The following is a 22,666-nucleotide window of genomic DNA, read 5'->3' as shown; positions in this document are numbered from 1 at the left end:
GGTTAACGCTGGTGCGGCGCTCCTCATCCATGACGCCGATCTTGATGGTATTGCGCGCCAATCCGAGCGCGTCTTCCACACGCTGAAACAAGGCGTCCGCCAGGGCCACTTCGGCGGGTCCGTGCATCTTGGGCTTGACCACATAGATGCTGCCGCATCTCGAATTGCGTGGCCCGGACGTCTTGCGTAGATCATGGACTGCGGCCAGCGCGGTCACCATCGCGTCGAGGAAACCTTCGGGCGTTTCACGACCATCGGCATCCAGCACCGCGTCGGTGGTCATGAGGTGGCCGACATTGCGCACGAGCATCAGGCTGCGCCCCGGAAGCACCAGTTCTGCCCCACCTCTACCCTTGTACTGGCGATCCGGCGTCAGCTGACGCACGATGGCGCGACCGCCTTTTTCAAACCGCTCGACCAGATCGCCACGCATCAGACCGAGCCAGTTGCGATAGACGGCGACTTTGTCCGCGGCATCGACCGCCGCGACCGAATCCTCGCAATCCTGGATCGTCGTCAACGCGGCCTCGAGCACGACGTCGGAAACCCCTGCCCTACTCTGCTGCCCGACAACAGTGGAGCGATCGATGACAAGCTCGATATGCAGCCCGTTGTGCTGGAACAGCAGCACCGTGGCGCTGCCCCGGATAGCATGACCGCAATAGGCTTCCGGATCGCTCAGGCGGCTCGATATGCTGCCCAAGATCACCTGGAGCTCGTCGCTCACAAGCCGATACTCGGTGGCGTCGGCGTGACTGCCCTCAGCAAGAGGCAGCGCAAGATCGAGGAACTCCGCTGCCTTGGCGATGACCGCCGCGCCTCGTTGCGGATCGTATTGCCTGGAAGCCTGCACCCCTCCTTCATCCGGGATTGCGTCGCTGCCATAGAGAGCGTCGTACAGGCTCCCCCAACGGGCATTCGCGGCATTGAGGGCAAAGCGGGCGTTCATCACCGGCACCACGAGCTGAGGCCCCGCCAACGACCCGATCTCGGGATCGACACCGACTGTCTCAATGGTGAGCGGAGCGGAATCTTCGACCAGATAGCCGATCTCCTTCAGGAACTGCTTATAGGCGGCAGCATCCCAGTCCTCTCCGCGTCGCTCCCGGTGCCACTCATCGATCAGCGCCTGCAGACGATCGCGTTCGGCAAGAAGTTCGGCAGTTCGGGGGCCAAGGCTACCAACCAGGTCGGCGTATCCGCGCCAGAAGCCATCCAGATCAACGCCGGTGCCCGGCGCGGCTTCCGTTTCGATGAAGGCGCAAAGGTCAGCGTCGACCCGCAGGCCGGAGCGCTGAAGATAGTCGGTCACAGGTGCCTCACAAGATAGGTCTCACGGACCGATGTACTGGCACCTGCAGGCGCATTCATCTGTTCGATCAGGCATTTCCCACGATGTGGAAGCCGCACACCAAGCGCCCCACCGAGCAGTGCTCAAGCTCATGCCGGCGGGGACGAGTAGCACCTACCTCCGCTTGGTAAGGTTGGCGCTTACTGGCGGTCATTGAGGTCCCGCATCTCTTGCGCACGCCGCACCCGTCCTGCTGGCACGTATTCCTCTAAAAACGGAAGAACGATTGCATCTCCACAATCCATGTGAATGATCAGATCTATCCGCTCACCTTTCTCTCCCGCACGCTACGGCCGGCGACTGCGTTGCCCCCTTGTCAACCAAGCTGATCAATGGATTGGGATCCTAGCTTGAGAACTACACGATTGGGCCGGACCGGTCTCGAAGTCAGCCGCATCTGCCTAGGTTGCATGTCCTTCGGAAAGGTGAACGAGCAACGCCCCTGGGTGTTGGAACTCGACGATGCCCGTCCGTTCTTCCGTCGAGCTTGGGAGGCCGGCATCAACTTCTTCGATACCGCCAACGTGTACTCCCAGGGTACCAGCGAGGAGATCACCAGTGCACTGCTCAAGGAGTTGGCGCCGCGCGAGGAGTATGTACTGGCGACCAAGGTCAATGGTCGAATGCGGCCGGGGCCGAATGGGCAAGGGCTGTCGCGTGGGGCGATCCTTTCGGAGATTGACAACAGCCTCAAGCGACTTAACACCGACTATGTTGATCTCTACCAAATCCACCGGTTCGATCCGAACGTGCCAGTCGAGGAGACAATGGAGGCGCTCCACGACCTCGTGCGTTGGGGCAAAGTCCGCTATATCGGCGCCTCCTCGATGTGGGCATGGCAGTTCGCCAAGATGCAGCATGCCGCAGAGATCAACGGGTGGACGAAGTTCATTTCGATGCAGAATCAGGTCAGCCTGCTCTACAGGGAGGAAGAGCGCGAGATGCTGCCGCTCTGCGGTGACCAGGGCGTGGCGGTGATCCCGTGGAGTCCGCAAGCCCGTGGTCGGCTGACTCGACCTTGGGGCATCGAGACAAAGCGGTCTGAGACCGACACCGTGCAGAAAAATAATCTCGATCGCGATGTCAGCCGCGATATCGTCAACGCGGTCGAGGTCGTCGCGAAGGATCGAGGCGTATCGATGGCGGAGGTGGCGCTCGCCTGGCTGCTCGCCAAGCGTGGCATCACCGCCCCGATTGTCGGTGCGACGAAGATGCCGCACCTGGATCAGGCCATCGCTTCGGTGGATCTCGAGTTGAGCACGGGAGAGATCGCGCGGCTTGAGGCGCCCTATACACCCATCAACGTCACCGGTTTCTAGCTTCGGCCGGTAGTGCGGAGTGTGAACAGGAAAAAAGGGCATTCTTCATGGGCTGCAGGCAAACTGAACCTGCGCGACAGCTGTAAGGTCTGTAAGGCGCTATCGATACGTTCGGCATCGATGGCGGTCCTTCCAAACCGTGCTGTGGATGCTGAAGTAGGGCTGGTTGGCCAAGGTCTTCTCGAAACCGGGATAGAGCACGCCAAGGCCGTTTACGATGAGCTCGAAGTAGTACATCACCGGAAAACCTGCCCCGGTGATTTCGGCCGGAATTGTCGCCTCGAAGCCATCGCCATCCGGAGTCATTGCGAACCTGGCGAACCGCGCCGACTGGTCTACCGGTCGAGCATGCAGAACTGCGCCGTCGACGCTCTCTCGCACCTTCAGATGCACCTTGTGCGGAGCGCCGCGCAAAAAAGCGCGCGGTTCATGCCGCACCCAGGGAAGCTGCGCGCGCTTGTGGCGCAGTGTTTTGGACAGTCTGGCGAAGGTTTGCTCCGGGTCGGTCCTGCTCCCGTCGCGTTCGAACCTGAGCGCGCGCAGGTCGTCGTCCATAGCGTTGAGCCGCATCGACCAATGACCATGCTCGGAGAGTTCGGTTCCAAACACCAGGTCGGACTGGTATACGCCGTCGACAACTTCGGCGATCTCGCCGAAGGCGGAGCGTGCCGCTTCGAGTTGTCGAACGGCAGACCCGATGGCAGCGCGGTCCCGTGTCTCCTGGAACAATCCGTAGTCCACGGCAGCGCGGAACTTTCCGGCAAAGAACCGCCCCAACCGTACCAGAACCGCCATATCGATCAGTGTCCGGCGCCGCTGCGCGCCATTGCCGTCCGTGGAATCTGCGAGCACGGCTATTACCTGCTCTCCCTGCGCCACCATCTCGTCGATCCACGCCGCCACTTCCAGGGGGGTATGGCGGGCATCGGGCGTGCCGGCGACCACGTCGCGCACATATTCGTTGATGGCATAGAACATGGCCGGGTCGAAGGCGCTGACGCGGCCCCAGTTCTGCGGCGCCGAATTGTCCCATTCGTAGCTCTTGTCGTAGTGCTGCTGGTGCAGCCAGGCTGAGATGGGCAGGTCGACATAGATCTCGGGCCAGTAGAGATTGTTTGCTCCGCCGACCCCATGAACCACGGAGACCAGCGGCAGAATGCGGCTCAGCGCTCCCAACCCTGCCTCCACCGCTTCGGCCGCCGCGCCATAATCCGTGCGCAACAGACGTTGCCATGTCTCGGGCGCTGCGTCGGGGTTGTAGAGCAGCCGCCCCCACAGAAGGTAAGTGTAGCGGTATTTGTGCCATTCCCGGCCCGTTAGGCGCAGGTCGTTCCGCACGTAAGGATCGCGTGCACCTAGTCGGCCGCCTTTGCGTCCCTTGAAGAACAGTGGTTCGCAGAATTCTACGCCTCGCGATCCACCAAAGGTGGAGCAGCGCCCATAGCCGGCGGCAAACGCAGGATCGCCCCACAGCAGCAGTTTTTGTGTGCCCGGCCACATCCGGAAGATGAAGTCCGTCTCGGCATCCTCACCAAGATAGTCGGCATAGCCGTAGCGCGTGAAGAGGCGCGAATAGGAGGCGAGCGAACTCATGGTTTCGCCAGGCGGTACCGGACGTGCCGTTTCCCGTGCGCGGATGGTCGTCTGGTGGTAGGGCAGCCCCAGGTGCTCGGCCCAGTACTTTCCGGAGAGCATCACCCTGAGGCCGCGTCGCCGGGCTGCCTCGAGTAGTACGGGCCCCACGCCCTTGGCATGCATGTCCACCTCGATCGGCCGCCCAGCATCGGCTATGGCCTCGAAAATCGGGTCCCAGAACGCGTCTTGCGTCGCCTCCCGGATACCGGCTTCGAAGTGCACGCGGAAGGTCAGCGCGTCGATATCCGGCACCTCGGCGAGGAGCTTGCGCATGGCCGCCGCGCAGTAGTCGGCATGGGTGGCATCACTGATGCCGATGATCGGGTAGCGATGTCGTGTGGGCGAGGGAAAAGCGTAGGCGTGCGTCCAGAGCCCGAGGCTGAACGTCATCCCCCGCCGCCGTGTCTCCCGCGCGATGTGGCGCAGTGCTTCGAGGTTGCGGTCCCGCTCCGCAGTCGTGAGCCCGTCCACGCGCACGGCATGGCCGGGAACATCCAGCAGGAAAGGATAGGCGAACGCCAGATAGTTGTCGGTCAGGCCAGGATCGATGGTGCCGTAGTTGAACTGCATGCCGAAAGCCAAATGAAAGCGGTTAAACCGCTGGCAGGCCAGTTCATCGAGATATTCCGCCCAAAACCCCCGGTCGTGGAACCATCCCGCATCCTCATCGACGCTTGAAAATGCCCTGGCAATTCCTCGCACGGGAACGGCCGGACATTCTTCGACTGTCCGATCTGTTTCGAAGTCGTACTGACCGGCCCGCATAGCGGCGGCCATTTCGGTCAGCGCATAGCCGAAACCGCGTGCGCCGCTCGCAACGATGCTGATGCGGCCTGCCGCGTGTCGGGCAAGATAGGCTTCCGGTGACGGATTGAGCCGTGTCTCATCGATTTCGAGCGTTCGCAGTGTACCGTGGTCCGTCGCATGGATGAGATCCAGCCACGCGAAGCCTTCCGCCGAATGTGGTGTTGTTGCCGGTGCGAATTCGATGCCCCGCACGGTGCACGCTTCAGCCAGCTTTCCGCGCGCCCAGGATACAACCACATCCTCCAGCACATGTGGCTTCCCCGTATAGCGGATCCCACGCGGTCTGCTATCAAGTCTGTCCATCGACCTGCCCCACTATCGGCAAAAGCGACATTGCCCGGCATATCGACCATGCCGAGCAAATGTCCGATGAGTTCGCTCAATCAGCCTTGCGTCATCACGGCATAAGGCTGCTCGGCGAGGCTCGGGCCAAAGCCTGGTACGACCTGGACACGATTATCCTTCAGCAGCGTCACGTAGTACTGCAGATGGAAAGCGCTGTCGGTGTACTCGGCTGGAATCGCGCCCTCCGCCTTACCGCCGGAAACGGTCATGTCGACGTGCTTCCAGCGTTCGGCCTGGTTGACCTGGCGGTAGTGCAGACGGACCTTCTCGGCACCGGGGGCCGGCACGCTGACCTTGATCTCGGAGTCGCGTTTGAAGGTTGCCGGACCCGCCAGGGCAACGTGGTCCCGGTGGGCCAGCTGCCAATTTTCCAGCAGGTGTTCGGTTTTGAGATCTTCACCGTGCAGCACGGCTTCTCGCCGCTCGTTATAGGAGTTGAGGTCTTTGAGCTCGTTGTCGATGTCGGCGAGGCGGGTAACCCAGGCGCCACGCATGTGGGGGCCAGGTCCGAATGTAAGGTCGTTGTCGTAGAGATCCTTGGTCAGATCCACCGCCTGCTTCCATGCAGCACGGGCGCTGCGCAGATGGTCGACGGCCTTGAGGCGGGCCGTGCGGCTGAAGGTCTGGAGATAGAGCTCGACCCAGCAGGCGCTGCGCTGCTTGCCGGCGAAGAACCTGCCGATAGCCGCGGCGACCTGGGCGTCGATAAGCAGGCGCTGGACGGATGGCAGATTGATATCCGCGCAAGCCTTTGCCTTCACGGCCGCAATTTCCACCTTGTCGGCCGCGGCGCTGAGCCAATCGGCCACGTCGAGCGGGGAGTAACGGCGAACGGGATCACCGCTGACGATGCCTTCGATGAATTCACGGGCATTGGCAAACATCTGCGAGTCGAAGGTCGGGGCGTTTCCGAAACGCAGCGGGCCTTCCATATCGAACCCGAAGGGCCGATGGTGATTGTCACCGATTGCGGCGATGTTGGTATAGATCTCGGGCCAATAGATGTTGTTGGCAACCGAGGGCCCGTGCGTCTGGGTAACAAGCGGCAGAATTTTGCTCGAGGCGGCCAAGGCTGCGGCAACGAGGTCGGCGGCATCGCCGCACTGATCGGCGAGATAGTCGCCGGCGTCGGAGATATCGGCATCCGGGTCGTAGCTCAGACGGCCCCAGAGCCTGTATTGATAAACATATTTCTGCCAGTCGAGGCGCAGCGTCAGGCGGCTGTCCTGATAAAGAGCGCGTCCGCCGGGAGTGCCGGACCCCTGGCGTCCCTTCATGCTGAGCGGCTCCATCCACTCGATGCCGTCGGCACCGCAGAAACTGGCGCTCCGCCCATATCCGGCTGCCAATTCCGGATCGCCCCAGGCCAGCACACGCTGGGTTCCCGGCCAGACGCGGAACAGGACGCGCCATTTCTTGTCCTTGGGCAACAGATCGCCATAGCTCTGGCGCAGGAAACGGCGCGCTCCAACGCTCAGCTTTTCACGGTTGGTCACTTCGTGCTGCGGCGGATATTCCCGCTCGCGGATCACCGAGGGGTGATAGGAAAGGCCGATGTGCTCTGCTAGGTATTTCGGGGAGGCGGAAACCGGCATGCCGGTTTCGAGGGCAACATTGAGCGTCGACTCGTCGAGCCCCTTGGCGTGCATGTCGATTTCGATTGGACGGCCGGCGGACTTGATACCGTCGAAGGCCACTCTCCAGAAATCATAATCGCCTTCGGCGATGCCGCCTTCGACATGAATACGGAATGTAAGGCCGGTGATCTCCGGCACTTCCTTAAGGAGAGTGGAGAGGGCGTCGCGCACATAAGGCGCAAGGTTGTCTTCGGTCACGCCGACGATGGTGTAGTTGGCACCCGGCGCCTTGTCGAAGTCATACCGTTGCGTCCACAGACCAAGCTGGAACTCCAGTCCCCGCTTGGCCGCTTCCGCGCCGATGAACTTCAGCATCTCGAGGTTGGTTTCCCGCTCGGCTTCGGTGAGCTCGAGCACCTTGATGTCGTAGTTCGGCAGGTTCACCAGGTAGGGATAGGGGAAGTGCAGATAGACATCGCTGATCATGTAGTCGTGGTACGGGTAGTCATATTGGATGCCCAAGGTCAGCGAGAAGCGGTTGAACCGGTTGGTCGCCAACATGGTCAGGTAGTCGATCCAGTGTGACTTGTCGTGGAACCAGGCCTTGTCTTCCTTTTCGTTGACGAAGAGGCGCATGATCGAGCGCGTCCTGGTTTTGGGCGTACCCACCAACGGAAAGGCACCTTCGAACGGATCGTCGCCGCTGCGGCTGACGCGGTCGGCGAGCTCGGTGAGAGCGTAGACCAGTCCGCGCGCATCTCGGCCAACGGCAGTTACGGTATTTTCATCGCGGATCAGGACGAACGATTCTGCGCCGGCGGGCACCTCGACGCCCGAGGTGTCGGAGTCTGCGGAGGCAATGTTGACCTGCCACCCTTGATCGGCCGGGCCGACACCGACACCTTTGCGCTGCAGCATGTCCTTGAGATGCGCGATCGCCCATTGTGGGGCGGGGTTGGCGACCAACCTGTCGCTTGCTGCGTAATCAATCGCGACCGACTTAGGCTTACTCATCATATCCTCCAGGCAAAGCGGCACTCTTCGCCGACATGGGATATGCCGGCGTCATTGGGTTTTTCTGTTCATTGGGGCGGGAGTTGATCCCGCGCGACAGATCGGCCCGTGGGCCTTAAGTCCCGCTCCCCCGCCCCTTTTCGGCAAACCGGGTCAACAGCCGGTCCCGTGCATTGTTGATGTGACGGCGGATCAGAAACCCTGCGAGTTCAGAATCCCTACTCTCGATCGCGTCGATCAGGCCTTGGTGTTGGGCCGCAATTTCCTTGGCTCTCAGCAGTTGATGCGATTGCAACTGTCCCATGCACAGCTGGATCTCTCCCATGATGAGCTCATGCATACGCGACAGGCGCGGGCTGCCGTTCCCCGCCACCAGGGCATGATGAAAGGTCAGATCAGGTCTGGCGAACGGCGCGTTCTCACCGTTCTCGCTAAACTCCTTGATCTCTCGATGGGCTTTGAGCGCGGCCAAGGGAACAACCCCCGTTTTAGCCAGGCTGACGATGCTGGCCTCCTCGATAAGCAGGCGAGCAGCGTACAGATCTTCGATATCCGCCCGGCTGAGTACAGGAACCTGCGCCGCACGATGGGCTCGCCGCCGCAGCAGGCCTTCGGTGACCAGTCGCTCCAGCGCCGCCTTCGCGGTCGGTCTCGCAACGCCATAACGAGCCGCGATAGCGTTCTCAGTCAGCAGGGCTCCGGGCGGATCGTTCAATGACACGATGCTCTCGCGCAATGCCTCGTAAACAGCCTCCGACAGCGACGTTGCCTTGAGTTTTTGGTTCTGCGGTTCGATTTCGCTCATAAACATCACGGTTATCTGCAATCGCGGGTCACGACATCCTGCCCGGCAATCGCCGGTCGTAGCAAGAAATACAGGACATCGGAACGACAACCGTGGAGCTCGCGGCGCAACCTTGGGCGACCAATCTCGCGCCTATACCGACACACACCCTGCCTGAACACCATACCCCTCCAGTTCGCATACGATTGTATAGCAGGTAAACACAGTCAACCACCCCTTGCTGCGGCTCAGAAAGATTTCCACGATGTGGAAATTACGCAATAAGATAAACAATATCAGTGCGTTATAGAAATTTGGCAATGAAAATTAATGCAACTGGGGGCCGAATTTCTATCCGAGATTGTCTGGCAAGGTTTTAAGAATTGACAGGCAACTATACGCGTCTCACTGTCCGAAAAAAGCGGGCGAGATCGGGGCCCGCGCCGAGATAAGCAGCATCTCGATCACTCGGAGGAGAACAATGACTGACCTAAGCACATCGTTTCTGACGACGATTTCTCGTCGCCAGTTCCTTGGTGGACTCGGCGGGGCTGTAGCGCTGAGCGTGGTTGGCGCTTCCATGCGCCCGGCTGTCGGCCAGGAGGTCCTGCTCGAGGCCCCGCAACTCACCGAAATGGTGACCCGGGGTGAGCTTCCGCCTCTTGCCGAGCGCCTGCCCCCCAACCCTGTTGTGGTCACGCCGTTCGAAAGCGTCGGCCAGTATGGCGGCACCTGGAACAGTGCAACGACCGGCGCTGCGGACAATGCCTGGTGGTGGCGCACGACCGGCTACGAAGGCCTTACCCGCGTCGATACCACCGACAACTCGATTCAACCGAACGTGGCGGAATCATGGGAAGTCCAGGACGAAGGCCGTACCTTTATCTTCAAGCTGCGCCAGGGCATCAGGTGGTCGGACGGCACACCGTTCACCGCCAATGACATTTCGTTCTGGTACAATGATTTCTTCTCCAACGCGGAACTGTGGCCGGCGGGTGTTTCGAGCTGGATGAAGACCCCGAGCGGCGCTGGAACGGTCGAAGCGACCGACGACTACACGGTGGTGTTCAAGTTCCTCGAGCCTAACGGCTTCCTGCCGAACCAACTGGCTTCTTATGAAGGCCATCGCGCCGCTGCAATGCCGCGGCACTACCTCGAGCAATTCCACATCGACTACCATCCCGAGGCCGGTGCGCTGGCAACTCAGGCGGGCTTCAACACCTGGGTGGACCTGTTCCTGAACCGCGCCGGCACCGCGACGGTGCACATGGCCGCTGGCCTGCCCGGCATTCGTCCGTGGCAGCTGCAGACTGCCATCGGTGAAGGCACCCGGCTCGTTTGGACTCGCAATCCCTACTACTGGAAGACCGACACCAACGGCAGCCAGCTTCCCTATCTCGACGAGGTCGTGCTCGACATCATTGAAGACCCGGAAGTGATGCTGCTTAAAGCCGCCAATGGCGAGATGACCTACCACATCCGCCACATCAATACGCCGGCCAATAAACCGGTGCTTGCCCGCAACATGGAGGAGAAAGGCTATTCGCTGCCCGAGCTCGAGCCTGCGACGATGAACGAGGGCGTGATCGGCCTCAACCTCAACCACGAGGATCCGGTCAAGCGGGAAATCTACAGCAACAAGAACTTCCGCATCGGCCTGTCGCACGCGCTGAACCGCACCGAGATCATCAACGCGGTGTACCAGCGCCAGGGTCAACCGTGGCAGGCTTCGCCGCGTCCGACCTCGAAGTACCACAACGAGCAGCTAGCGACGCAGTATCTCGAGTACAATGTCGATCTCGCCAACGAGGCGCTCGACGAGGCCGGCTACATGCGCAATGCCAGCGGCCAGCGCATCGGCCCGGATGGCAACCCGATCCACATCCAGTTCCTCGCGTCCACCACGGGCGGCGCCCGCGAAGCGCTGCTGATCGACGTGCAGCAGATCATGAAGCGGCAGTGGGCTGAGGTCGGGATCAGCATGGATACTACTCCGATGGAGCGTTCGCTCTACATCACCCGCACCGGCAACAATGAGCAGGATGCGCTGATGTGGACCGGCTTCGGCGGCCACGATCTGTCGCTGCCAATCGACCCGCGCTTCTACATCCCGACTGCGGCGAATCAGGCCAACTGGGGCAACAAGTGGACGACGTGGTACCTCACGAACGGCGAGGACGGCGAGACCCCGCCGGACTACATGCAGCGTCAGTTCAAGCTGTACAAGGACTCGCTGGCTACGCCAGATCTTGCCGAGCGAGACGAGATGCTGAGGGAGATGCTGCAGATCTCGGCCGAGCAGTTCTATGTGATCGGCACGACGCTCTCGCTGCCCACCTATGGCATCAAGTCCAACGCCCTCAGGAACGTGCGCGACAACCAGCCCGACTGCTGGCCTTACCCTGCTCCCGCTCAGGTCGATCCGGAGCAGTTCTGGCTCGACCTGGCCTGACGATGTCCCCCCGTGAGGGCGCCGAATCCGGCGTCCGCACAACTTACGGCACCCGGCCAACAACCGGGTGCCGTTTTCCCCGGGACCATTCGGAGGAAAGGCGACATGCCTGTTCGCGATTTCCCGCTGTTGCCTTACGGAGCAGTTTATTTCCGCAAGTCCAACCCGCCCCCGGAAGACTGGGAACGGGACTATCGCGTGGCGGCAGAAGACGGCTTCAACATCTTCCGGCACTGGTTCATGTGGTCGGCGATCGAAGTGCGGCCGGGCGTCTTCGATTGGGACGACTATGACCGCCAGTTCGAGCTGGCCGCCAGGTACGGCATCAAGACCATCATCGCCGAAATGATCACGGCGGCACCGGAGTGGCTTTATCACGAGCGCCCCGAGGGTCGCTATCTGCATGCCGATGGACGTCCGCACATGCCGGTGATGGGCGTGAGCAGTGCCACAGGCGGCTTCCACGGCATGTGCCTGGACGATGATGTCGTGCGCGAGCGGGCGGGGCAGTTCCTGACGGCCCTGGCCGAGCGCTACCGCGACCATCCCGCCATGGGAGGTTACGACATCTGGAACGAGTGCAACTACAGTGAGGACACCGGCTATTCCCCGGCGACGCTCGGGGCATTCCGCCGATGGCTCGAGGCGCGCTACGGCACGCCCGAGGCGCTGGGCCGGGCCTGGGGCCGCTACAGCTTCGCCGACTGGTCGCAGGTGACGCCGCCGGCGCAGCTGCAGCTGTTCGCCGATTCCCTCGACTGGCTGGAATTCCTTCAGGACAATGCCTTCGCGCAGATGCGTTGGCGCGTTGATACCATCCGCGCCGTTGATCCGAAGAACCTGATTTCCGCGCACGGCATCGCGGCCTCGATAGTCTCGGCGGCAAACAAAGGCAGCGATGACTGGCGCTCGGCCGACGAAGTCGAGCTGTACGGCTTTACCTGGGCCCCCTCCCGCCAGGGCGACAAGGCGTATCAGCCCTTGCATGCGGTCGACCTGACGCGTGCTGCATCGCGCGGCAAACCATTCTGGCATGCGGAGGCGCAGGGCGGCCCGCTGTGGCTACAGCCGCAGGTCTTCGACCGGCCGCTCGACGACGGCCGGATCACCCAACCGGAAGACCTGCGCATCTGGAACATGACCAGTTTCGCCGGCGGCGCCCGCGGGCTGCTCTATCCGCGCTGGCGGCCACTGCTCGATGGCCCGCTGTTCGGGGCCTTCGGTCCATACGCCATGGATGGATCGCGCACGGCGCGATCGGAAATGGCCTCGCGGATCGCCAAGTGGGCGGCAGAGCCGGCGCAGTCGGCGCTGTGGCAGTCCGTTCCCATCACGGGTGAGGTCGGGCTGCTCTATGTGCCGGAAACCCAGAATCTCGACTTCGCGCTGCAAGGGCGGACGGACAGTTACACCGCAGCGATGCGGGGTGCCTACCAGGGCTTCTTCGAGAACAATATTCAGGCCGACTTCGTCCATGTCGAAGACATTGATGCCTATCGCTTCGTCTACCTGCCCTACCCGATCCATCTGAAGCCCGAGACGGCCAAGCGGATCGGCGACTGGGTCGAGGCCGGCGGCGTCCTGGTCGCAGAAGGTCTGCCCGGATATTTTGGTACGCGCGGGCGCGTCGATACCGTCCAGCCCGGCCAGGGGCTCCACGACGTGTTTGGCGCCCTTGAAGCCGATGTGCAGTTCGCGCCAGATCTGTTTGGGGAACTGGCACTGGAGGTCTTCGACCATCAGTTGGTCGGCGGCGTGTTTCGGCAGATGTACACACCCACCACCGGGCGCGCTGCGGGCACCTATGCCGATGGCGGCGTGGCGGCTGTGACGCACCAGTTCGGGCGCGGCAAGACACTACTGATCGGCAGCTATCCCAGCGTCGGTTTTGCCCGGAATCCATCCGATAGCGCCCGGGCCTTCTTCCGGCACCTGCTCGACTGGTCCGGCGGCACGCAGCGGATCGTATCCGACAATCGCGGGCTCACCGCACGTCTGCAGGATGGCGAGGGCGGACGCTTCGTGTTCGTACTCAACCATACGCGCGAGGCGCAGTCCGCCAGATTACGGTTCGCCGGCGATATCCGGGTCGCGCTCGGCGAGCCCCTGTGGGGCGGCGACGCTGCGCTCGAGGCCGACAACAATGTGCTGGCAGTGACGGTCGGCGCGCGCGATGCGCTGATCCTGAAGCTGGGCTGAAGGGAGGACGGCGTGCTCGCGTTCATCTTGAAACGCATCCTATGGATGATTCCGACGCTGATCGCGATTTCGATCGTCGCGTTCATCATCATCCAGTTGCCACCCGGCGACTACCTGACCACAGTGATCGCGGAGCTCACCAACCAGGGCGGCCGTGTCGATCCCGAACAGGTGCTGGCGCTGCGCGAGCGCTACGGTCTCGATCAGCCGATCTGGGTGCAGTATTTCACGTGGATCAGCGGCATCGTGCTGCGCGGCGATTTCGGGCAGTCGTTCGAGTGGGACCGGCCGGTGACGGCGCTGGTGATGGCGCGGCTGCCCATGACCATGCTGATCTCGATCGGCACCCTGTTCGTCACCTGGGTCGTCGCCTTTCCGATCGGGTTGTATTCGGCCGTTCGCCAGTACTCGGCCGGCGACTACATCGCCACCACTATCGGCTTCATCGGCCTAGCGGTGCCCAACTTCATGATCGCGCTGGTGCTGATGTATATCGGCTTTGAGTATTTCGGGCAGAGCGTGGGCGGCCTCCATTCGCCGCAATATGTCGATGCTCCGTGGAGCTTTGCGAAGTTCCTCGACCTTCTGGCACACCTGTGGGTGCCGATCATCGTGCTCGGGGCTGCAGGCACGGCCGCGCTGATCCGTATCCTGCGTGCCAACCTGCTGGACGAATTGCACAAACCGTATGTGGTGGCGGCCCGGGCGCGCGGCGTGCCCGAGCGGGTCATGCTGGTCAAGTATCCGCTGCGCGTGGCGCTCAACCCGTTCGTCTCCACAATCGGCTGGATCCTGCCGATGCTGATCTCGGGAGATATCGTCGTTGGCCGGGTGCTCTCGCTACCGACGACGGGACCGTTGCTGCTCAACGCGCTGATCAGCCAGGACATGTACCTGGCCGGATCGATCATCCTGATCGTTTCGGTGCTGACCGTGATCGGAACGCTGATCTCGGACATCCTGCTCGCCTGGCTCGATCCACGCGTCCGTCTCAATTCGGTCTGACCGTCAGATCCGGAGGACATCATGTCGACAACCGATACGACCATCGACACCGGCACCGGCGAGATTGTGGATCCACGGCTCGCGGCTTGGGCCGACGCTCCACCCTCGGTGCTGTTCTGGCGAGCCTTCCGCAAGCACAAGCTGGCCGTGGTCGGGCTGGTGGTGCTGTCGTTCATCTACCTAGTGGCGCTGCTCGCTGGTTTCATCGCGCCGCGTCAGTCCGAATGGTTCAACGTCGATTACACCTATGCTCCGCCGCAGGCCCTGCACTTCTTCGACACGGACGAGGCCGAGAACACGGTGTTCCGTCCGCATGTCTACGGCTACGCGCTCGAGGTCGACCCCAACACCTACGAAATCACCCACACGATCGACCCCGAGCAGAAGATCCCGCTCGGGCTGTTCGTCAAGGGTGACGGCTACAAGCTACTCGGCTTCATCCCTGCGGACATCCACCTGTTCGGGCCGCTCGATCCGGACCAGCCATTCTACCTGCTCGGCGCCGACAAGACCGGGCACGACCTGTTCTCGCGCATCATCCATGGCACGCGGGTGTCGATGACGGTGGGCCTGATCGGCGTCGCGCTCGCCTTTGCGCTCGGTGTGACGTTGGGCGGCATCTCCGGCTATTTCGGTGGGGTGGTGGACACCGTGATCCAGCGCATCGTCGAGTTTTTCATGTCGATACCGACATTGCCGCTCTGGCTCGGCCTCGCCGCGGCACTGCCGACCAATTGGGATCCGCTGCAGCGCTACTTCGCAATCACCGTGATCCTCGCCATCATGGCGTGGACCGATCTCGCCCGCGTGGTGCGCGGCCGCTTCATCTCGTTGCGCAACGAGGAGTTCATCATCGCGGCGCGGCTCGACGGCAATTCGCGCAAGCGCGTGATCTTCCGTCACCTGTTGCCCAGCTTCACCAGCCATCTCGTCGCGTCGCTGACGCTGTCGATCCCGGGCATGATCCTCGCCGAGACGGCGCTGAGCTTTCTCGGGCTCGGACTGCAGCCGCCGATCGTCAGCTGGGGGGTGTTGCTGCAGGATGCCCAGAACATCCGAACCGTGGCGACGGCTCCCTGGCTGCTGCTGCCGGCCGTGGCTGTGGTCCTGGCGGTGTTGTCGCTCAACTTCGTCGGTGACGGCCTGCGCGACGCGGCCGATCCCTACAAGCAATAGGTGGGGTCCATGACGAACAATATCCTGCTCGAAATCAAGGACCTGCACACCCACTATCAACTCGACGACCGCGTGGTGAAATCGGTCGACGGGGTCAGCTTCGCCGTGCCGATGGGGCGTACCGTTTGCATCGTCGGTGAATCGGGGTCGGGCAAATCGGTCACGGCACGTTCGATCATGGGGCTGATCGACAAGCCCGGGCGCATCGTGGCTGGCAACGTCCTCTGGCACGGCCGCCCGCCGGCTTCCGGCAAAGGCAAGATTGCCCCCGGATCCTCTCGGGAAACGGTCCTGGGTGAGCAGGCGATCGACCTGGCTCGGTTTGGCTCCACTTCCGAGCAACTCCGAAGGATGCGGGGACCCGAGATTTCGATGGTGTTTCAGGAACCTATGGCCTCGTTCTCGCCCATGTACACCATTGGCGACCAACTCGTGGAGGCGATACGCCTGCACGTCGAGATCGGCAAAAGCGATGCGTGGAAGATGGCCATCGGCCTGCTGGACAGGGTCGGAATCAAGCGCCCTGAAGAGCGAATGCGCTCCTATTCCTTCCAGCTCTCGGGCGGCATGTGCCAGCGGGCTATGATCGCGGTTGCGCTTTGTTGCTCACCCGCCCTGCTCATCGCCGACGAGCCGACCACGGCGCTCGACGTAACAACACAGGCCCGCATCCTCGACCTGCTGCGCTCGCTGCAACAGGAGAATGGCATGTCGATGCTGTTCATCACCCACGACCTCGGCGTCGTAGCCGAGATCGCCGATGAAGTGGTGGTCATGCGCTATGGCAAAGTCGTCGAGACCGGTCCGGTCGATGCCATCTTCCACGACCCGAAGCATCCCTACACCCAGCAGCTCCTGGCCGCTGTACCCAAGATGACGCGCTTCGACGTCCAACCGGAGGATGCATGATGGACGAGCAGAACATGCCTGCCAGTGCCCTCGTCAGCGTGCGCGGTTTGGCCAAGCACTTTCCCAGCGGTTCGGGTCGCCTGCGCAAGCCCAGGGCCCCGGTCCTCAGGGTACTGAGTGACATCAACATCGACATCATCGAGGGTGAAACGCTTGGCCTCGTGGGAGAGTCCGGTTCCGGCAAGACCACTTTGGGCCGCTGCATCATCGGCATCCATCGGGTCGATGCAGGGGCGATCCTGTATCGAGGCCGCAACGGCTCGATCATCGATGTCTGCAGCATGGACGACGCCCGTTTGAGAGCCATGCAGCGCGATGTGAGGATGATCTTCCAGGACCCGTTCTCTTCACTCAATCCGCGCATGCGGGTGATGGACATTATCGGTGACGCGCTGCGGGTCAATGGCATCGCCAGGGGGACGGAACTGGAGGACCGCGTGGCCGAAATGGTGCGGCGCGTGGGCCTGTCGCCGGACAAGATGCGGCGCTATCCCCATGCCTTTTCCGGCGGTGAACGCCAGCGTATCAACATCGCACGCGCACTCATCCTCGAGCCCCGCCTGGTCATTGCCGACGAGGCCGTGTCCGCTCTCGACGTTTCCATCCGGGCGCAAGTGCTCGAACTGCTCAAGCAACTGCAGGCAGAGCTCAAACTCACCTATCTGTTCATCTCGCACGATCTGTCGGTGGTTGAGGATATCTGCGACCGAGTGGCGGTGATGTCGCAGGGCGACATCGTCGAACTGGCCGATACCGACGTGATGTACCGGCATCCGCAGCATGAATATACCCGTACGCTCCTGCGCGCGGTGCCCATTCCAGATCCCCGCCTTCGCCGGCTGGTTCGCCAGCAAACATCGCCCGACACAACGCAGGAGTGACAGCCGTGAACACCCAAGAACCAAGCCATTTTCTGGACAATCCCCCTCCGTTTCACAGCAAGCTTCTCGACTATGGCGCCCGGCCCTACTGGTCTCCCGACGGCAAGCGCATCGCTTTCGTCGACAAGGCGTTCGGCGACGTCAGCGAAATGGACTTCGAAACCCGGCAGGTGCGCCAGCTGACCCACAATCTGGGTGACCACCACAGCTTCCTGCGTGTGCTGTTCCTGCCAAACGGCGACTACCTGCTAATCGGCCCCGCCGAGTACAAGAACGACAAGATCAGTCGCGGCGTCGAATCCGAACTGTGGATCATGGACAGGCAGGCCAAGACGGCCCCCTATCGCCTCGGTCGGGCAATCTTCGAAGGATGCGGCGTCTCCACGCTCGCCAACCGCATCACCTACGCCATGAACGGCAATCACGACACCAAGCTCGATGGTGGCCTCGAGCACGAATGCCACGTGACGGAGATCGTCTATGACGAGAGCGGTCGTGCTCACCTGGGCGAGGACAGGGTGATCTACCGCGCCACCGGCGACGTGCGTCCCGAACCCCAGGATTTCCGGCACGGCGACAGCGAAGTGATCATGGCCGAATACATCGGCATGCACTCCGGCCGCAACGAGCAGACTCCATCCGGCGATTGGAAATGCGTGGTCAAGGGCGTCAAGATCAACACCGGCGAGGTGGTGACCTATATCGACGAGAACCGCGTGCACAATGAGTGCGAGGGCATCTTCCCCGACCACGAGCACATCTGCCTGGAGTCCTCGGGCGACGTCGAGAACCAATACCCCCCAGTCGATCTGTGGAAGCTCAAGCTCGACGGCAGCGGCAGACGTGTGCGCATGACGCAGGCCTTCGATCACGCGCCCTGGCGCACAAGCAACTCCAATGTCAGCCCGGACGGTCGCTGGCTCGCGTTCATGACCAACAAACGAACCGACGTGTCGGGCACGGCGCGCGGTTTGGGTCTGATGGATCTGGAAGCCTGGCACGCCAGCGAGGCAGCGCAACATTGGGAATATCCGCGGCGGCCCTAATGCAGGCCTCGGACGAAAGAGGCGATGTTGTCTCAAGAAGCTCTCAGTTTAGTGTTCGGTCGCGGCGACCTGCCGATCACCCTGCCGCAGGGTGCGCAGCCGACGGTGATCCGAAAGGCCAGGCTGCCGGTCTACGCCGATCCGGGCAAGGCGGTGCTCGACGCGCTTGACTCGCCCGTCAACGCGCCGCCCCTGGCACAACTGGCCCTGGGCCGCAAAAGTGCCTGCATCCTGATCTGCGACATCACCCGCCCGGTACCCAATCGCCTCTTTCTGCGCCCGGTGGTGGAAACGATGGTCATGGCCGGCATCCCGCTCGACCACATCATCATTCTCGTTGCGACAGGACTGCATCGGCCCAACCTCGGAGAGGAACTGGCCGAACTGGTTGGCGACCCCTGGGTGCTGGAGCATGTTCGTGTGCTCAACCATGACGCCCGCAATCCTGATGACCTGATCGATCTTGGCCACACTGCCGGGCGCGACACGCCGATCAGCGTCAATCGCCATTTTCTCAATGCCGAACTGCGGCTGGCGACAGGGCTGGTGGAACCTCATTTCATGGCGGGCTGGTCGGGCGGCAGAAAGGTGGTGGCGCCGGGCGTCGCCGGCCACGAAACCATTCGCACCTTTCACTCTGCTCGCTTCATGGAAGACCCGCTGGCGATCCAGTGCAACCTGGTCGGCAATCCGCTGCACGAGGAACAGCTCGAGATCGTCCGCCGTATCGGCGAGATCCACGCAATCAATACAGTTATCGATGGAGAGCGGCGGCTGGCCTTCGTCAATTTCGGCGAGATCATCTCCAGTCACCTGGCTGCAGTCGATTTCATTGCGGCAGCCACCCAAATCCCGGTGCCGCGACGGTTCCAGACGGTCGTCACCTCCTCGGGCGGCTATCCACTGGACAAAACCTACTACCAGACCATCAAGAGCATGGTGACGCCGCTCGACATCCTTGCACCCGGTGGCACGCTGATCGTTGCCTCGCAGTGTTCCGAGGGAATGGGCAGCACCGAATTTGCCAACGCACAAAGACGCCTTGTCGAACTGGGACCTGAAAAATTCCTAGCAACACTCACTGCCAGAACGCTCGCCGAAGTCGATGAGTGGCAAACCGAAATGCAGCTCCGGCCGCTTCGGATCGGCCGGATCAAGCTCTACGCTCCGGGCCTCTCACCGGCCGACGCCACGCTAACAGCGGTGGAAGTGGTTCCTTCGCTCGATGACGCCATTGCCAACTCGATAGCCGAGCAGGGTGATGGATCGGTGGCCATCATTCCTGAGGGACCTTACGTCGTCCCGCTATTTCGGGCGCCATGACATGATGCATGTTCATCTCGACGCCGTTGGAGGGATCGCAGGCGACATGTTCGTTGCCGCGATGATTGACGCCTTCCCGAGCCTCGAAGACCGAGTACTGGCAGATGCATGCGCAGCCGTGCCGCCAATGGCCGGCGTCCCCGTTTTCACCACAGGCTCCAGCGGCGCCATCGCCTGCAGGCGGTTTGGCCTGCGACCCAGCCTTGGCGCAGCGCTGGCCGGCACAAGACTCGGCCAGGCGCCAGCGCAGTTCAGCGAGTTACGTGCGACTATTGCAATGCTCGAGCTTTCCGACGGCACGGCGGGACACGCCGTCGGCATTCTGACGCTATTGGCCGAGGCGGAAAGCGCCATCCACGGCGTTCCGGTCGATCAAGTGCACTTTCATGAACTTGCCGGGTGGGATTCCCTGCTCGATGTCGTCGCTGCTGGCAGCATAATCGCCGCACTTCGGGTGGCTCGGTGGACCGTGTCGCCTCTGCCGCGTGGCGGCGGCCTGGTCAGAACCCAACATGGAATGCTTCCGGTACCCGCGCCGGCCGCGACGCGGCTGCTCGAGGGCTTCGCGTTCCGCGATGACGCCATAGACGGCGAGCGGGTCACGCCCACGGGCGCTGCCATTCTGAAATATATCGATGCCCGCTCGACTGGCCGCGGCGAGGGGCGATTGACGTGCTCGGGCACGGGGGCCGGCACGCGCGAGCTCAAGGGGATGCCGAACATATTGAGAGCCTTGGTTTTCGACACCTACGAGGCCGACGGTGACCGGGTTACGGTCATCAACTTCGAAGTCGATGACATGACCGGAGAGGAAATCGGCACAGCCTCGGACCTCCTGCGCACGACGCCCGGCGTACTGGACGTGACAGTCGGGCATATGCTGGGCAAGAAACAACGACCGATGACGGCTTTTCAGGTCCTCGCCACGCCCTGCTCGGCCGATGCGATCATGGATGCGTGCCTCAGCCTGACCTCTACAATTGGACTGCGCTGGCACGAGACCGCTCGCCGCACGCTGTCCCGCAGCTTGTCGGCGTCGGGAGGTGTGCGCACAAAGTCGGTCGGCCGTCCCGGCGGCGAGGTGACGATCAAGGCCGAAAACGACGATATTGCTGGCCACTCGCTCGCCCAGCGCCGCCGCAATCGCGCTCTTGCGGAGACCCCTGGCGATGTCTGAGCGGCTTGCCAGCGTCATCATCGAACATCCCGGGCTGGTCATTGCCACCAGCGGCGGGGTGGACAGCATGACGCTTGCCAGCTTTGCCCATCGGCTGGACCGAACCGTCATGATGGTACATGCCGTTTCTCCCGCCGTACCGCCCGCTGCTACCGAGCGGGTAGAAGCCATGGCCAAAGCGCAGGGCTGGCGGCTGCATATCATCGGATCGGGCGAATTCGAGGATCCGCGGTACCGGGACAACCCGGCAAACCGCTGCTACTTCTGCAAAACAAATCTCTACCAACGCATTCGCAGCATCTCCAATGCTCCTATAGCCTCGGGAACGAATCAGGACGATTTGGCCGACTTCCGGCCTGGCCTCGCTGCCGCTTCGGAGAGCTCAGTCATCCACCCCTATGTCCTGGCGGGAATGGACAAAAAAACTGTTCGACGTCTGGCTCGCGAACTGGGACTGGATGCAGTTGCCGAATTGCCGGCGCAACCATGCCTCGCCAGCAGGATTGAGACCGGGATTGCCATCTCGGCCGACGACCTCGCTTTTGTTGACGCCGTGGAAGTCGCTGTGCGAGCGCTGTGTCCTGCGAATTCAAATGTTCGCTGCCGGGTGACCCGCCAGGGGATTGAGATCGAACTCGATGATGGTGCGATGCCGATGAGGGATCGGATCGAGCTCGTGGTGGCAAGCCGGTGCCGCGCCGAAGGCCGCGTCCTTGTCGGCATCCACGGCTATCGGCAGGGGGCTATGTTCCTTAGATGATCGCGGAGTTCCAGCTCGATTGGCAGCGCACGAAACGCACCTCCTTTCCGGAGGCGGTGTTTTGCTCGGGCAAGAGCGTGGCGCAGATAGAGGCTATCGTTCAATCCGCGACGGAACGGCAGATGCCGTTGCTGCTGACGCGGCTCACGCAGGAGGTATTCTCGCGTCTCAGCCCAGAGGTCCAAAGCGTGCTGGCCAGGTCCGACAGGTCGCAAACGGCAAGTTCCAGCGTGCCCCCGACAACACTTCAGTCCGGCATCGGAATCGTTACGGCGGGCACTTCGGACACGCCCATTGCTTACGAAGCAGCGGCAACGCTGGAATTCATGGGATACGCCGCTCCCATTGTTGCAGATGTCGGTGTCGCGGGGTTGTGGCGGCTGGTCTCGCGCCTCGAGGAAATCCGACAGTTCAGAGTCGTGATCGCCGCTGCGGGCATGGAGGGCGCTCTGTTCAGCGTGCTCGCCGGGCTCATCGCGGCGCCGGTCATCGCCGTGCCGACTTCGATCGGTTATGGCGTTTCCGCCAACGGCCACGCGGCCCTATCCTCGGCTCTCGCGACCTGCGCGCCAGGCGTTGTCGTGGTGAACATCGACAATGGATTCGGCGCCGCCGCCGCCGCTATCAAGATGATGCGCATCTGTCAGCACAGCTGACGGCACTTGCCGCGGGAACCGCCACTGGATGTCGTAGCCTGTCCGGTTCCGCGGCGGGCGAGAACTCGCCGTCTAGCCCGTTATCGCAGGTGCCAAAAAGTCACGTTCGCAGAGCTCCCGATATCGCAACCAGTCCAGCTTGCAGCTCTTGATAGGACGGCCAGCCGTAGCCCAGCCTGAAGTGTCTGTCGGGCATCTCGAACCAATGGCCGGGGCGCAAGCATGCCGGCCGCAGTCAACGACAGACGGA

16 protein-coding genes are annotated in these 22,666 nt (G+C 62.2%); 12 read left to right on the top strand and 4 right to left on the bottom strand.

All coding sequences use genetic code 11. The features are described from left to right. On the bottom strand, positions 1-1,312 hold a 1,312-nt coding region (locus QQK18_RS17205; RefSeq protein ID WP_284341594.1), incomplete at its 3' end, for a malate synthase G. Between the two features lie 389 nt (positions 1,313-1,701). Between QQK18_RS17205 and QQK18_RS17200 the strand changes: the two genes are divergently transcribed. Next, positions 1,702-2,670: an aldo/keto reductase gene (locus tag QQK18_RS17200; protein WP_284341600.1), complete on the top strand. Its 969-nt coding sequence runs from the start codon at positions 1,702-1,704 to the stop codon at positions 2,668-2,670. Between the two features lie 99 nt (positions 2,671-2,769). On the opposite strand, the gene QQK18_RS17195 is transcribed toward QQK18_RS17200, so the two are convergent. From QQK18_RS17195 to QQK18_RS17185, 3 genes are all read right to left on the bottom strand, one after another. Then, positions 2,770-5,415, bottom strand: a complete 2,646-nt coding sequence (locus tag QQK18_RS17195; RefSeq protein ID WP_284341593.1) for a hypothetical protein — start codon at positions 5,413-5,415, stop codon at positions 2,770-2,772. Between the two features lie 80 nt (positions 5,416-5,495). Continuing rightward, on the bottom strand, positions 5,496-8,048 hold the full coding sequence (locus QQK18_RS17190; RefSeq protein WP_284341592.1) for a hypothetical protein: 2,553 nt from the start codon (positions 8,046-8,048) through the stop codon (positions 5,496-5,498). 115 nt (positions 8,049-8,163) lie between these two features. After that, positions 8,164-8,853: a GntR family transcriptional regulator gene (locus QQK18_RS17185; protein WP_284341591.1), complete on the bottom strand. Its 690-nt coding sequence runs from the start codon at positions 8,851-8,853 to the stop codon at positions 8,164-8,166. Between the two features lie 460 nt (positions 8,854-9,313). On the opposite strand from QQK18_RS17185, the gene QQK18_RS17180 reads away from it, so the two are divergent. From QQK18_RS17180 to larB, 11 genes are all read left to right on the top strand, one after another. Then, positions 9,314-11,284, top strand: a complete 1,971-nt coding sequence (locus QQK18_RS17180; RefSeq protein ID WP_284341590.1) for an ABC transporter substrate-binding protein — start codon at positions 9,314-9,316, stop codon at positions 11,282-11,284. Between the two features lie 105 nt (positions 11,285-11,389). Next, positions 11,390-13,483 carry a beta-galactosidase gene (locus QQK18_RS17175; RefSeq protein WP_284341589.1) on the top strand — a complete coding sequence of 698 codons (2,094 nt, stop codon included), beginning with the start codon at positions 11,390-11,392 and terminating at the stop codon, positions 13,481-13,483. 12 nt (positions 13,484-13,495) lie between these two features. Beyond that, positions 13,496-14,488, top strand: coding sequence for an ABC transporter permease (locus QQK18_RS17170; RefSeq protein WP_284341588.1), 993 nt, complete (start codon positions 13,496-13,498; stop codon positions 14,486-14,488). Positions 14,489-14,509: 21 nt separating this feature from the next. Then, positions 14,510-15,664 carry an ABC transporter permease gene (locus QQK18_RS17165; protein ID WP_284341587.1) on the top strand — a complete coding sequence of 385 codons (1,155 nt, stop codon included), beginning with the start codon at positions 14,510-14,512 and terminating at the stop codon, positions 15,662-15,664. A 9-nt stretch (positions 15,665-15,673) separates the two neighbouring features. Next, positions 15,674-16,573 carry an ABC transporter ATP-binding protein gene (locus QQK18_RS17160; RefSeq protein WP_284341586.1) on the top strand — a complete coding sequence of 300 codons (900 nt, stop codon included), beginning with the start codon at positions 15,674-15,676 and terminating at the stop codon, positions 16,571-16,573. Next, positions 16,573-17,454 carry an ATP-binding cassette domain-containing protein gene (locus QQK18_RS17155; protein ID WP_284341585.1) on the top strand — a complete coding sequence of 294 codons (882 nt, stop codon included), beginning with the start codon at positions 16,573-16,575 and terminating at the stop codon, positions 17,452-17,454. Before QQK18_RS17160 ends, QQK18_RS17155 begins: the two co-directional genes overlap by 1 nt. A gap of 5 nt (positions 17,455-17,459) precedes the next feature. Beyond that, complete coding sequence (locus tag QQK18_RS17150) at positions 17,460-18,500, top strand: TolB family protein (RefSeq protein ID WP_284341584.1); 1,041 nt, start codon at positions 17,460-17,462, stop codon at positions 18,498-18,500. A 27-nt stretch (positions 18,501-18,527) separates the two neighbouring features. Continuing rightward, complete coding sequence (locus tag QQK18_RS17145; RefSeq protein WP_379995556.1) at positions 18,528-19,823, top strand: nickel-dependent lactate racemase family protein; 1,296 nt, start codon at positions 18,528-18,530, stop codon at positions 19,821-19,823. Position 19,824: 1 nt separating this feature from the next. Then, positions 19,825-21,000: a nickel pincer cofactor biosynthesis protein LarC gene (larC, locus tag QQK18_RS17140; protein ID WP_284341582.1), complete on the top strand. Its 1,176-nt coding sequence runs from the start codon at positions 19,825-19,827 to the stop codon at positions 20,998-21,000. Continuing rightward, positions 20,993-21,760 carry an ATP-dependent sacrificial sulfur transferase LarE gene (gene larE, locus QQK18_RS17135; RefSeq protein ID WP_284341581.1) on the top strand — a complete coding sequence of 256 codons (768 nt, stop codon included), beginning with the start codon at positions 20,993-20,995 and terminating at the stop codon, positions 21,758-21,760. The genes larC and larE overlap by 8 nt, the downstream gene beginning before the upstream one ends. Next, the gene (larB, locus tag QQK18_RS17130) at positions 21,757-22,416 is read left to right on the top strand and encodes a nickel pincer cofactor biosynthesis protein LarB (protein WP_284341580.1); all 660 of its coding nucleotides are present in this window, start codon (positions 21,757-21,759) and stop codon (positions 22,414-22,416) included. Before larE ends, larB begins: the two co-directional genes overlap by 4 nt. Positions 22,417-22,666 lie beyond the last annotated feature (250 nt).

Source organism: Devosia nitrariae, assembly GCF_030160115.1.
In the GTDB taxonomy this organism is placed as follows: Bacteria; Pseudomonadota; Alphaproteobacteria; order Rhizobiales; family Devosiaceae; genus Devosia; species Devosia nitrariae.
This window is presented reverse-complemented; position numbering and strand designations above follow the sequence as displayed.

Bases quoted from the DNA above. Each gene is read 5' to 3' on its own strand.
- QQK18_RS17175 (WP_284341589.1), top strand. From the start codon at position 11,390: ATGCCTGTTCGCGATTTCCCGCTGTTGCCTTACGGAGCAGTTTATTTC.
- QQK18_RS17165 (WP_284341587.1), top strand. From the start codon at position 14,510: ATGTCGACAACCGATACGACCATCGACACCGGCACCGGCGAGATTGTG.
- larE (WP_284341581.1), top strand. From the start codon at position 20,993: ATGTCTGAGCGGCTTGCCAGCGTCATCATCGAACATCCCGGGCTGGTC.
- QQK18_RS17180 (WP_284341590.1), top strand. From the start codon at position 9,314: ATGACTGACCTAAGCACATCGTTTCTGACGACGATTTCTCGTCGCCAG.
- QQK18_RS17160 (WP_284341586.1), top strand. From the start codon at position 15,674: ATGACGAACAATATCCTGCTCGAAATCAAGGACCTGCACACCCACTAT.
- larB (WP_284341580.1), top strand. From the start codon at position 21,757: ATGATCGCGGAGTTCCAGCTCGATTGGCAGCGCACGAAACGCACCTCC.
- larC (WP_284341582.1), top strand. From the start codon at position 19,825: ATGATGCATGTTCATCTCGACGCCGTTGGAGGGATCGCAGGCGACATG.
- QQK18_RS17195 (WP_284341593.1), bottom strand. From the start codon at position 5,415: ATGGACAGACTTGATAGCAGACCGCGTGGGATCCGCTATACGGGGAAG.
- QQK18_RS17185 (WP_284341591.1), bottom strand. From the start codon at position 8,853: ATGAGCGAAATCGAACCGCAGAACCAAAAACTCAAGGCAACGTCGCTG.
- QQK18_RS17190 (WP_284341592.1), bottom strand. From the start codon at position 8,048: ATGAGTAAGCCTAAGTCGGTCGCGATTGATTACGCAGCAAGCGACAGG.
- QQK18_RS17155 (WP_284341585.1), top strand. From the start codon at position 16,573: ATGGACGAGCAGAACATGCCTGCCAGTGCCCTCGTCAGCGTGCGCGGT.